Genomic DNA, 11,089 nt, shown 5'->3' with positions numbered 1-11,089 from the left:
GTCTGGCGCGAGGCTGACCAGTGAGGAGAAGCGGAGATGGCTCAGCAGTACGGCGACACCGCCACAGCGCAGTACACCGGCGACGCCGCCACCATGACTGCCCCCGGTTCGGCCGCGCCCGACTCGGACGCGACCACCACCCAGCGCTACGAGGAGGCACGCGCCGCGGCGCACCGTGCGATGAGCAACGTCACGATCGTCCCGACCCAAATGCCGTTACCAACGGCCACCACCGAGCCCATCACCGACCCGGACCTGCTCGCCTACCGCGGCTTCAAGTTCGGCGCTGCCTTCTTCGGCTGGTTGATCTCCATCGCGATGTCGGTACTGCTGCTCGCGGCCGCGGCCGCCGCGGCGGTCGGTACGGCGGAGGTCCTGGACTACTCCCGCGCTGACGCCGAGGCCCAGCCCGGGGCCGCGGGCATCACCGCAGCGTCGGTCGTCGTACTGATGGTGACCCTGGCGTTCTTCACCGGCGGGTACGTCGCCGGCCGGATGGCGCGGTTCGACGGCGGCCGGCAGGGCTTCGGGGTGTGGATGCTCGCGCTGCTGTTCTCGGTGCTCGCGGCCGGTGCCGGGGCCTTCGGAAACAGCCAGTACGGCTGGCTGGACGATCTGAACCGGCCGGACGTGGCGCTGTCCAACGACACCCTGGCCATGGGCGGGATCGTCGCCGCCGCGACCCTCGTCGTCCTCGCGCTGCTGTTCGCGATCCTCGGCGGCAAGGCCGGCCAGCGCTACCACGACAAGATCGACACCCTGCTGGACTGACGGTCACTGACTCACCACGCATGGTCGACGCCCCTGAGGGGTACCGGATGGGGCGACACGGGGCCTGTCTGGTGAGGAGAACTGACCATGGTCCAGCAGTATCGGGACGACACTGACACTCAGCAGGTCGACGAGACGCGTTCGCTGCGCCGCGGCGAGCACGACCATGACTCGCGGCCGGTGGGCTACGTCGACGACGACGTTGACAACGACCGGGACACGCAGCCGCTGCACCGGGCGAACGTCCGGACGTCCGCCGCGACCGAGGTGGACCCGGCGTACCGGGGCTTCAAGGGCGGTTCGGCCTTCTTCGGCTGGCTGGTCGCGATCGGGCTGATCGCGCTGCTGACCGGGATCGTCGGCGCGGTCGCGGCGGCGGTCGACTATGCGACCACCATCGACTGGAACGCGGCCGAGTCCGATGCCGGCACCATCGGCATCGCGTCCGGCGCGGTCCTGCTGCTGATCCTCGCGATCGCCTACTACAACGGTGGGTACGTCGCCGGCCGGCTTGCCCGCTTCGACGGTGCGCGGCAGGGCTTCGGCGTCTGGCTGATCGGTTTCCTGGTGACGGTCGTCGTCGCGGCGATCGCCGCGCTGGCCGGTTCGCAGTACGACGTACTGGACCGGGTGGACCTGCCGTCGGTGCCGATTGCGAACGAGACCCTGACCACCGGTGGAGTGATCGCGGTCGTGGCGGCTGTCGTGGTGACGCTGCTCGCCGCGTTGATCGGTGGCAAGGCCGGCCAGCGCTACCACCGCCGCATCGACAGCAGCGTCGACTGAACGGCCTCCGGCCGGTCTGTGCTACAACAGGCCGTAACCAAAGGGGCCCTCGTGGACCAGTCAACGCTCGGCGTCATCGGCCGTTCCCGCAAGGAGAACGAGTACCGGCTGCCGATCCATCCGCACCACTTCGACCGGATCGACGAAGAGCTGCGGCGGCGCATCGTCCTCGAGTCCGGGTACGGCGAGCGGTTCGGGATCTCCGACGAGCAGTTGGCCAAGTCCGTGGCCGGGGTCGTCGACCGGGACGAACTGATCGCTGTGGCCGACGTCGTACTGCTGCCCAAGCCGCAGCCCGAGGATCTCGCCGAGCTCCGGACCGGACAGGTGCTCTGGGGCTGGCCGCACTGCGTCCAGGACGACAAGGTCACCCAGCTCGCGATCGACCGCGAACTCACGCTGATCGCGTTCGAGGCCATGAACCACTGGACCGCCGACGGCCGGTTCAGCCTGCACGTGTTCCACAAGAACAACGAGCTCGCCGGCTACTGCTCCGTGCTGCACGCGCTCGAGCTGATCGGCTCGACCGGCGACTACGGGCGCCGGCTGCGGGCGGTGGTGATCGGGTTCGGCGCGACCGCCCGGGGAGCCGTCACCGCCTTGAACGCGCACGGCGTGCACGACGTCGACGTCCTGACCGGGCGGGGCGTGACCGCGGTCGGTTCGCCGATCCACTCGGCCCGGATCATCCAGTTCGACCACGACGACCCCGAGAACGACGACCCGCGCCTCAGCCACGCGCTGACCGACGAGGGCAGAGTGCCCCTGGCCGGATTCCTGGCCGAGCACGACGTGGTCGTGAACTGCGTGCTGCAGGATCCGGACGCCCCGCTGACGTTCCTGGTCGAGGAGGATCTGGAGCAGTTCGCGCCGGGCAGCCTGATCGTCGACGTCTCGTGCGACCTGGGCATGGGGTTCAGCTGGGCCCGGCCGACCGGGTTCGGCGACCCGACGTTCGTGGTCGGTGACCACATCACGTACTACGGCGTCGACCACAGCCCGTCGTACCTGTGGAACTCGGCGACCTGGGAGATCAGCGAAGCCGTGCTGCCCTTCCTCCGCCCGGTGCTCGGCGGCCCCGCCGCCTGGCACGCCGATGCCACCCTCGGCCCCGCGATCGAGATCGAGGCCGGCGTCATCCGCAATCCCGGCATCCTCACCTTCCAGCACCGCTCCCCCGACTATCCCCACCCACGGCTCTGATTCCGGGCACTCGGACGAGCCTTGACCGGCCCGTGCTCCGGATCGGGCCGATCCGGCGTGCGGGTACTTCTTGCCGCCCGTACGAGCGGCCACGAAGCTGAGCTGCATGTCCGCTCGCACCGCTCTCGTCGTCGGAGGCACCAGCGGGATCGGCGCGGCGACGGTACGCCGACTCAGCGCCGACGGGCTGCAGGTCGTCGCCGCAGGTCTTGATGCCGGTCCGGCCGAGGTGGAGGTCGACCTGCGTGAGCCAGGCGCACTCGAGCAACTGATCGGTTCGCTCGACCGGCTGGACATCCTGGTGAACGCGGCCGGCATCATCCGCCGTGGCGACGAGCATCGGCCCGAGGTGTTCCGGGAGGTCCTCGAGATCAATCTGACCGGCGCGCTGCGGGCGTCCGAAGCCGCGCACGACCTGCTCGCCGCGAGCCGCGGCTGCATCGTCAACCTCGCCTCGATGCTGAGCTACTTCGGTGGTCCGCTCGTTCCGGCGTACAGCGCCAGCAAGGGCGGCATCGTCCAGCTGACCAAGTCCCTCGCGGTCGCCTGGGCGGCCGATGGAATCCGGGTGAACGCGGTCGCACCCGGCTGGATCGCCACGGACCTGACCGCCGCACTGCAAGCCGATCCGGCCGCCGCCGACCGGATCATCTCCCGTACGCCGATGGCCCGCTGGGGAAAGCCCGAGGAGGTCGCCGGGGCGATCGCCTTCCTGGCCGGCCCGGACGCGGGGTTCGTCACCGGCGCTGTCCTGCCCGTGGACGGCGGCTACCAGAGCACTTGACGTCCTCCCAGCCGTAAGAGACAGGGATTCCAACTACTACGCGGAGGTAATGAGTTGAGGTTCACGCTTCGGCGAGACCCGTACGGGCGTCCCTCTGCGCGCGCTGACGACCCGCCCGGCCGCGATGTTGACTGCTGCATTCACGTCCGCTTTCGCCTGATGTCCGCAGGCCACACACCGGAACACCGCTTGGCTCTCGCGGTTCTCCGGCGCGCAGTGCCCGCAGACGCTGCAGGTCTGCGACGTGTAGGCAGAATTCACTTTCTCGACCCGTCCCGCGGCCTTGTGCTCCAGACGACGTACGAGGGCGCCCCACCCGTTGGCCAGGATGCCCCGATTCAGGCCGGCCTTGGCACGGCGACGGTTCGGCAGATAACTACCCGGTTCTCGGGGGTCGGGCTTCGGCTCGGGTCGCCTCGTCATGGTCGCGACACGCAGGTCCTCTACTCGGATGAGGTCGAATCGCCGCGCGAGGTCCGTGCTGGTCTTTTCCACCCAGTCCTTGCGGCGGTCACTGGCACGTGCATGCAGTTTGGCAATCGCAGCTCTAACCCGCCGGCGTCGATCAGAACCGCGACGGCAGCGGGCCAGACGACGTTGCAGGCATTTGAGCCGCACCCGCTCGCGCTGCGTCAGTCCTGGGCACGACAGGAGTTCGTCGGTGGAGAGCGCCGCGGAAACCACTACGCCGCGGTCCACACCAACGACCTCGCCCGTGCCGGGAGCTGGAATCGGCGGTGGGACGACGGCGAAAGCCAAATGCCAGCGACCAGCTCGATCGCGGGTGACGCGGTACGACTTCGACTCGGGAATCGCACGGGACAACCGGAACCGTACCCACCCGACCTTCGGAACGTTGACCGCGGCCCATTTCCTGTTGAACCTGACCACGCGGGACGCCTGACCACCAACGATACGAAAACCTTCGTGCTGCCCGGCCCTGCGCCAGGTCGGCCGCCGGTGGGTTCCTGCGTAGAAGCTCGTGACGGCTTGGTTGAAGTCACGCAGCGCCTGCTGCTGCACCGTGACGGATCCCGCCCTCAACCAGCCGAACTCGGACCGCGCCTCGGTCAACTGCCGGCACTGCCCATTGACGTTCGGCGTCGCGCCCTTGTCGCGAGTCCACATCGACCACTGCTCAAGAGCCAGGTTCCATACGTACCGCGCATGCCCGCAGTGCTCCAGCAATGCAGATTCCTGCGCGGGAGTCGGGTAGACCCGGTACTTGGACATGTCTCCGATCCAATCAGCCAGGACCGACAGTCCCCGATATCCGAGAGGAGGGAGTCGCGGCTGCTCCTCACCCTGAATGGTGAGGTCGCTCCGCGACCAATGAGATGATCCCGGTTTCAGCAGGTGTTCCGGCGGAGATCGCCGTACCCGCGGTGCCCGACGACGACCGGTTGTGGGTTCAGCAGGCGCCCGGGGTGTGGTTCCGGCCGCTGATGCTGAACACGGTCACAGGCCAGTGGTGCAACCTGCTGAAGGTGACGCGGGCCGGCATCGTGTCCCGGCACCGGCATCCGAGCGCGGTCTTCGGCTACGTGATCAAGGGCAAGTGGCAGTACGACGAGCACGAGTGGGTCGCGGAGACCGGGTCGTTCGTGTACGAGCCGCCGGGCGAGATCCACACGCTGCGGGTGCCGGAGGACTGCACCGAGATGATCACGTTCTTCAACATCTCCGGCGCGATGATCTACGTCGACGAGGCCGGCAACCAGACCGGCTACGAGGACACGTTCACCAAGATCCAGCTGTGCCGCGACCACTACGGCGCGAACGGCCTCGGCGCCGACTACGTGGACCAGTTCATCCGCTAGCCCGGACGACGAGCTCGGTCGGCAGGATGCGAGGACCATCGTCGGTCCCGTCGATTCGGCGGAGCAGTACCTCCACCATCTCCCGGGCCACCAGCTCGAGCGGTTGCCGGATCGTGGTCAGCGGCGGGTCCGACTCCCGCGCGATCCGGGAGTCGTCGAACCCGCCGACGGCCACTTCCTCCGGGACCCGCCGACCGGCTCGCCGGAGCTCCACCAGAGCCCCGGATGCGAGCAGGTCCGATGCCGCGAACACCGCGTCGAGGTCCGGGCTGGCCTTGAGCAACTTCGCCATCGCCTGCCGGCCGGCCTCCTGGCTGTAGTCGGTCGCGGAGACCACGAGCCGCTTGAGCGCCTTCCGCCCGAGCACGTCCTGGTACCCCTGCAACCGCTCCTGTCCCCCGGCGATCTGCGGCGCGCTGATCATCCCGATCCGCTGGTGCCCCTGCTCGACCAGGTAGCGCGTCATCTGCCGAGCACCCTCACGGTCGTCGGCAGCGACGTACGGGAGGACGTCGCCGGGTGCGAGCGGCTTGCCGCAGGCAACGGCCGGTACGCCGCCCTCGGCCAGCTCCGCGATCAACGGGTCGCCGAAGTGGGACGAGATCAGCAGTACGCCGTCGACGTGTCCGCCGCGGACGTACCGAAGGATCCGGTCCCGGTCGGCGTCGCTGGACTCCAGCATCAGGACCAGGCTGACGTCCTGGTCGGCCAGGGCCTGCGTGCACGACCGCAGCAACACGCTGAAGTTCGGGTCCTCGAACAACCGTTCCTGCGGCTCCGAGAGTACGAACCCGATCGCGTTGGATCGCTTGGTCACCAGGCTGCGGGCGCTCTGGTTGACCGTGTACCCGGTGTCGGCCATCGCCTGCCGGACCGCCTCGAGTGAGGCGGCGCTGACGTAGTGGCCACCATTGAGGACCCGTGACACCGTGCCGCGCGAGACTCCGGCCAGCTCGGCGACGTCGTCGATGGTCGGCCCACGCCGCATCGCCCGCCGCGCCGCTCCCCGTGATTTCGGGTGAGCCGCGGGTTCGCTGCTCGACGTCCCCCTGCCTGCCACGGGCCCAATCATGTCAGGCCGGTCTGTCTCCCGAGGGGAGGGCGTTGGCGCGCGCCGCCCGCCCCAGCCAGCCCGCGCTGGTCTTCGGAGTACGAATCTGGGTCGCGTAGTCGACGTGGACGATGCCGAACCGCTTGGCGAAGCCCTCGGCCCACTCGAAGTTGTCCAGCAGCGTCCAGACGAAGTACCCGCGGACATCCACGCCGGCGGCGATCGCAGTACGGAGTGCACTCAGGTGGCCATGGAGGTAGTTCACCCGCTGCGGGTCGTCGACAGTCCCGTCTTCGGCCGGTACGTCGTCGTACGCCGCGCCGTTCTCCGTGATGTAGATCGGCGGGATGGCTGGGTAGGTGGTCTGCAGGTCGACCAGTACTTCACGCAAGCCGTCCGGCTGGACCGGCCAGTTCACCGAAGTCACCGGAACGCCGTCGGGAAGGACAGTCTCGTCACCAGTAGGACCTGCTTGCACGAGGATCCGTCGGTAGTAGTTGATCCCGAGGAAGTCGATCGGCGCACTGATCAGTCCGAGGTCGCCGTCCTCCACGGCATCGAGGTGGATCGGGTAGGTGCCTCGCAGGACCGGGTCGAGGAACAACCGGTGGCTGTCGACGTCGACCCGCCGGGCCGCGTCGGCGTCGGCCTGGGAGTCGCTCGCCGGCGCGACCGGGCTGACATCCAGCGTGAGGCCGACCTGTTGTCCTGCTGCGTGCCGGCCGTCGCGCAACGCCTGCAGCGACAGGCCGTGAGCCAGCAGGAGGTGGTGGACGGCGCGATCACGCAGTACCGAGTCCTTGATCCCGGGTGCGTGGATGCCGCTGCCGTAGCCGGCGTGACTCGACACCTTCGGCTCGTTGAGCGTGATCCAGTGCTGTACGACGTCCCCGAGCACCTCGTGCACCACCGCCGCATAGTCCGCGAACCGGTACGCCGTGGCGCGCACGGGCCAACCGCCCTTGTCCTGCAGGGCTTGCGGAAGATCCCAGTGATAGAGAGTCACGTACGGGACGACGTCGCGGGTGAGCATCTCGTCCACCACCCGGCGATAGTGATCCAGGCCCTTCTGGTTGATCGCACCCGAGCCGTCGGGCTGGATCCGCGGCCAGGCGATCGAGAACCGGTAAGCGCCGAGCCCGAGATCCGCCAGCAACCCGATGTCCTCGGCGTACCGGTGGTAGTGGTCACAGGCAACGTCACCGGTGTCGCCACCGGCGATCGCTCCCGGGACCCGGCAGAAGGTGTCCCAGATCGACTGACCACGACCGTCCGCGTCCACCGCGCCCTCGACCTGGTACGCCGCGGTGGCCGCACCCCAGACGAAGCCGTCGGGAAAGCGCGCGTCACTCATACATAGCCCTTCGTTGATCAGTGATGGAACGGGTCAGCCCTTGACGGCGCCGCTGACCAGGTCGATGCGCCAGTAGCGCTGCAGGAACAGGAAGAGTGCGATCAGGGGCAGCACCGACAGGAACGCGCCCATGATCACCAGCGAGTACAGAGCAGGCTGGCTGGCGCCCTGGTTGAGCATCGAGAACAACCCGACCGTCATCGGGAAGTGCCGGTCGTCGGAGATCATGATGTACGGCAGCAGGAAGTTGTTCCAGATCGCGACGAACTGCAGCAGGAAGATCGTCACCATGCCAGGGATCATCGGCGGCATCCCGATCGACCAGGCCAGCCGGTACTCCCCCGCACCGTCGATCCGTCCGGCCTCCAGCATGTCGTCCGACACCACCGCGGCGGCGTAGATCCGGGACAGGTAGATGCAGTACGGGCTGACGATGCTCGGCAGCAGCACCGACCAGTACGAGTTCACCAGGCCGAGCTTCGACATCAGCAGGTACTGCGGCACCGCCAGCGTGATCTGCGGGACGAGGACTCCTGCCAGGATGCACCGGAACAGCGTCTCCCGGCCGCGGAACCGGTACTTCGCCAGCGCGTACCCGGCCGTCACCGAGATCGCCACGGACAGCAAAGACCCGGCCCCGGCGTACAGGAGGCTGTTGCCGGCCCACTTCCAGAAGATGCCGTCGCGGAACTCGAACAGGTGCGACACGTTGTAGCCGAAGCCGCCGTTGAAGCTGGGCCAGAACGAGAACGTGGTGAACAGATCACCAGGTCCCTTGGTGGCGGCGATGACTACCCAGGCCACCGGGAGCAGGCAGTAGAGGGCCCCGAGCAACAAGATCCCCGTCGACAGATAGCGCGTACGCCGGGGTGCGCGCTCGGTGGATCGCACCGTCGGGCCGGACCGCTCCAGAACCGCCGTGCTCATCGGTCCTCCCCGAACGCGCGCTTCTGCAGGAAGCTCAGCACCGCGAGCGAGACGGCCAAGGTGCCCAGGGCAAGCAGTACCGAGGCCGCTGCGGCCGTGTAGATGTCGTTGTTGACGAAGGCGTCGCGGTAGATCGTCATCAGCGGCACCCAGGTGAACGAGATCGAGTCGGTCAACGGCTGCAGCGTCGACGGCTCGCTGAACACCTGCAGCGACGCGATCAGCGAGAAGATCCCCGTCATCACCAGTGCCGGGGCGATCAGCGGAACCTTGATCCGCAAAGCGATCTGCAGCTCACTCGCACCGTCCACCCTGGCGGCGTCGTCCAGCTCGGCCGGCAGCCCGCGCAGCGCGGTGTAGAGCACGATCATGTTGAACCCGACCCCGCCCCAGATGCCGATGTTGGCGACCGAGAAGAGCACGGTGCCCGAGCCGAGGAAGTCCGGCGCCGGCAGCCCGACCGCCTCGAACGCGGCGCGGATCGGACTCACTCCCGGCAGGTAGAGGAAGCCCCACAGCAGCGAGGCGATCACACCCGGGACGGCGTACGGGAGGAAGATGCCGAGCCGGGTGAACGACGTGAGCCGGGCTCCGCGCGAATCGAGCAGTAGCGCGAACAGCAGGGCCAGACCGAGCATCGTCGGCACCACGATCACGCCGTACCCGAGCATCCGCAGCACCGAGTGCGCGTACGCCGAGTCGGTGATGGCGCCGACGTAGTTCGCCAGTCCGACGAACGACTCCTTGCGCAGCCCGAGGCCGCCACCGGTGACCCGGGACGCGCGGACGCTGAGCCAGATCGTGTAGCCGATCGGGATGATCAGGAAGAGCACGAGCAGCACCAGCGCCGGCAGCAGCAAGACGTACGGCGCGGCGCCGCCTCGCTGCCGCGGTCGGTGAGTCCTGGCCGCGGCGGACAGAACAGCCACCGTCAGGACTCCTTGATCTGGAAGCCCTGCTTCTTCAGATCCGCGACCGATGCCGCCTGCAACTGATCGACGGCCGCGCCGAAATCGCCCTTGCTCTGGATCGCCTTCGCGAACAGGTCGCTGTACTGGCTGTAGGTGACGTTCACGTTCGGCGCCCACGTGAAGCCCCGGGCGGTCTTCGCGATGTCGGCCGCCTCGGTGAAGAACGTCGGCTGGTTGGGCATCATGGCCGGCGCCTTGGCCAGTGCGGGCGTCGACTGACCCGCGGTCGCCGCCGGGTAGATGCCACCGAAGGAGACGAACGCCTCCAGCGCCTCCGGGTCGGTGTTCAGCCACTTGACGAACTTCTGTGCCTGGGCCGACTGCTTCGACTTCGCCGCGATCGCGGTCGCGGATCCACCCCAGAAGCCGGTGGTCGCCGTACCGGACTCCCACTGCGGCATCGGGACCATCGTCCACTTGCCCTTCGTGGTCGGCGCGACGCCCTGGAGCACACCCGCACCCCAGATGGCGCTCGGCCAGGCCAGCAGCGTGCCGTCACTCATCGCCTTGTTCCACTCCGGCGTGTACATCGGCTTGCCCTGCAGGGTTCCGGCGTTCACCAGGTCGCCCCAGAACTTCGCGAGCTTCTTGGTCGGCTCGTCGTTGATCGACACGGTCCAGGTGCCGTTGTCGTTGGCCCACCAGTTCGCGCCGGCCTGCTCGGCCAGGCCCGCGAACCAGCCCGGGTCGCCGGACGAGAAGGTGGCCAGGTAGCGCTTGGAGTCCTTGGACCGGACCTGCTCGGCGAGCGCGCCGAACTCGTCCCACGTCTTCGGCACGGTCAGGCCGAACTGCTCGAACAGATCGGACCGGTAGTACAACATCATCGGGCCGATGTCCTGCGGGATCGCGTAGGTTTTGCCGCCGAACGACGTGAGTCCCCAGGTGCCGTCGGTGAACGCACCCTTGACCTCGCCGGCTAGCGAGCTGAGGTCGGCGGTGACACCGTTGGTGATCAGCACCGGCAGCGCCTGGTACTCGGCGTGGATCAGGTCCGGCGGGTTGCCGGCCCGGTGCGCGGTGACGATCTTGGTGAGCAGTTCCTCGCCCTGGGCCTGGGCGCTGACCGTTACCTGCTGGTTCGGGTTCTTCTTGTTCCAGATCGCGACGACCTTGTCGATCCCGGTCGTCCAGGTCCAGAACGTCAGCTTGGCGGGCGCGTCCGGGTCGCCGGATGGTTGGGGCGCCGCGGCGGGCTCATCGTCGCCGGAGCACGCGGCCAGGGCGGCCGGCAGGGTGGCGGCAAGGCCCACCCCGGCCACTCCGCGCAGGAAGCTGCGGCGACCGACAGCGGGTCCGATGGTCGAACGAGCCATGGTGAACCTCTCCGGATCAGTCGATTCTGTGATCGCTCACGGATTTCTGTGAGCGATCACAGACTCAGCCCCGGGAATCGCGGCTGTCAAGACTTCGGGGCTGCCA

General features: G+C 68.1%; 11 protein-coding genes. 5 read left to right on the top strand and 6 right to left on the bottom strand.

Translation table 11 applies throughout. The annotated features are described in order from the left end of the window. Positions 1 to 36: 36 nt before the first annotated feature. The 4 genes from ACIBG5_RS24235 (at position 37) to ACIBG5_RS24220 (ending at position 3,544) form a co-directional block, all read left to right on the top strand. On the top strand, positions 37 to 771 hold the full coding sequence (locus ACIBG5_RS24235; protein WP_396393753.1) for a hypothetical protein: 735 nt from the start codon (positions 37 to 39) through the stop codon (positions 769 to 771). A gap of 87 nt (positions 772 to 858) precedes the next feature. Beyond that, positions 859 to 1,557, top strand: coding sequence for a hypothetical protein (locus ACIBG5_RS24230; protein WP_396393752.1), 699 nt, complete (start codon positions 859 to 861; stop codon positions 1,555 to 1,557). A 51-nt stretch (positions 1,558 to 1,608) separates the two neighbouring features. Further along, positions 1,609 to 2,760, top strand: coding sequence for a N(5)-(carboxyethyl)ornithine synthase (locus tag ACIBG5_RS24225; protein ID WP_396393751.1), 1,152 nt, complete (start codon positions 1,609 to 1,611; stop codon positions 2,758 to 2,760). Positions 2,761 to 2,866: 106 nt separating this feature from the next. Continuing rightward, positions 2,867 to 3,544: an SDR family NAD(P)-dependent oxidoreductase gene (locus tag ACIBG5_RS24220; RefSeq protein ID WP_396393750.1), complete on the top strand. Its 678-nt coding sequence runs from the start codon at positions 2,867 to 2,869 to the stop codon at positions 3,542 to 3,544. 36 nt (positions 3,545 to 3,580) lie between these two features. Here ACIBG5_RS24220 and ACIBG5_RS24215 read toward each other — a convergent pair whose 3' ends face one another. Then, complete coding sequence (locus tag ACIBG5_RS24215; protein ID WP_396393749.1) at positions 3,581 to 4,777, bottom strand: RNA-guided endonuclease InsQ/TnpB family protein; 1,197 nt, start codon at positions 4,775 to 4,777, stop codon at positions 3,581 to 3,583. Positions 4,778 to 4,881: 104 nt separating this feature from the next. On the opposite strand from ACIBG5_RS24215, the gene ACIBG5_RS24210 reads away from it, so the two are divergent. Continuing rightward, a complete protein-coding gene (locus ACIBG5_RS24210) occupies positions 4,882 to 5,364 on the top strand; it encodes a 2,4'-dihydroxyacetophenone dioxygenase family protein (protein ID WP_393395433.1) in 483 nt (160 codons plus the stop codon). Here the strand turns inward: ACIBG5_RS24210 and ACIBG5_RS24205 are convergent. The 5 genes from ACIBG5_RS24205 to ACIBG5_RS24185 form a co-directional block, all read right to left on the bottom strand. Beyond that, positions 5,354 to 6,352 carry a LacI family DNA-binding transcriptional regulator gene (locus ACIBG5_RS24205; protein ID WP_396393748.1) on the bottom strand — a complete coding sequence of 333 codons (999 nt, stop codon included), beginning with the start codon at positions 6,350 to 6,352 and terminating at the stop codon, positions 5,354 to 5,356. The two genes, ACIBG5_RS24210 and ACIBG5_RS24205, sit on opposite strands and share 11 nt — an antisense overlap. 85 nt (positions 6,353 to 6,437) lie before the next feature. Further along, entirely contained in the window at positions 6,438 to 7,769 is a 1,332-nt protein-coding gene (locus ACIBG5_RS24200) for a GH1 family beta-glucosidase (protein ID WP_396393747.1), read from the bottom strand. A 33-nt stretch (positions 7,770 to 7,802) separates the two neighbouring features. Continuing rightward, the gene (locus ACIBG5_RS24195) at positions 7,803 to 8,696 is read right to left on the bottom strand and encodes a carbohydrate ABC transporter permease (protein WP_396393746.1); all 894 of its coding nucleotides are present in this window, start codon (positions 8,694 to 8,696) and stop codon (positions 7,803 to 7,805) included. Continuing rightward, positions 8,693 to 9,625 (bottom strand): carbohydrate ABC transporter permease, encoded by a 933-nt coding sequence (locus ACIBG5_RS24190; protein WP_396393745.1) that lies wholly within the window; start codon positions 9,623 to 9,625, stop codon positions 8,693 to 8,695. Before ACIBG5_RS24190 ends, ACIBG5_RS24195 begins: the two co-directional genes overlap by 4 nt. A gap of 2 nt (positions 9,626 to 9,627) precedes the next feature. Further along, on the bottom strand, positions 9,628 to 10,983 hold the full coding sequence (locus ACIBG5_RS24185) for an ABC transporter substrate-binding protein (RefSeq protein ID WP_396393744.1): 1,356 nt from the start codon (positions 10,981 to 10,983) through the stop codon (positions 9,628 to 9,630). Positions 10,984 to 11,089 lie beyond the last annotated feature (106 nt).

It is taken from the genome of Kribbella sp. NPDC050241, from assembly GCF_044459685.1.
GTDB lineage: Bacteria > Actinomycetota > Actinomycetes > Propionibacteriales > Kribbellaceae > Kribbella.
This window is presented reverse-complemented; position numbering and strand designations above follow the sequence as displayed.

Coding starts and splice junctions, on each gene's coding strand:
- ACIBG5_RS24230 (WP_396393752.1), top strand. CDS start 859: ATGGTCCAGCAGTATCGGGACGACACTGACACTCAGCAGGTCGACGAG.
- ACIBG5_RS24205 (WP_396393748.1), bottom strand. CDS start 6,352: ATGCGGCGTGGGCCGACCATCGACGACGTCGCCGAGCTGGCCGGAGTC.
- ACIBG5_RS24210 (WP_393395433.1), top strand. CDS start 4,882: ATGATCCCGGTTTCAGCAGGTGTTCCGGCGGAGATCGCCGTACCCGCG.
- ACIBG5_RS24235 (WP_396393753.1), top strand. CDS start 37: ATGGCTCAGCAGTACGGCGACACCGCCACAGCGCAGTACACCGGCGAC.
- ACIBG5_RS24215 (WP_396393749.1), bottom strand. CDS start 4,777: ATGTCCAAGTACCGGGTCTACCCGACTCCCGCGCAGGAATCTGCATTG.
- ACIBG5_RS24220 (WP_396393750.1), top strand. CDS start 2,867: ATGTCCGCTCGCACCGCTCTCGTCGTCGGAGGCACCAGCGGGATCGGC.
- ACIBG5_RS24185 (WP_396393744.1), bottom strand. CDS start 10,983: ATGGCTCGTTCGACCATCGGACCCGCTGTCGGTCGCCGCAGCTTCCTG.
- ACIBG5_RS24200 (WP_396393747.1), bottom strand. CDS start 7,769: ATGAGTGACGCGCGCTTTCCCGACGGCTTCGTCTGGGGTGCGGCCACC.
- ACIBG5_RS24195 (WP_396393746.1), bottom strand. CDS start 8,696: ATGAGCACGGCGGTTCTGGAGCGGTCCGGCCCGACGGTGCGATCCACC.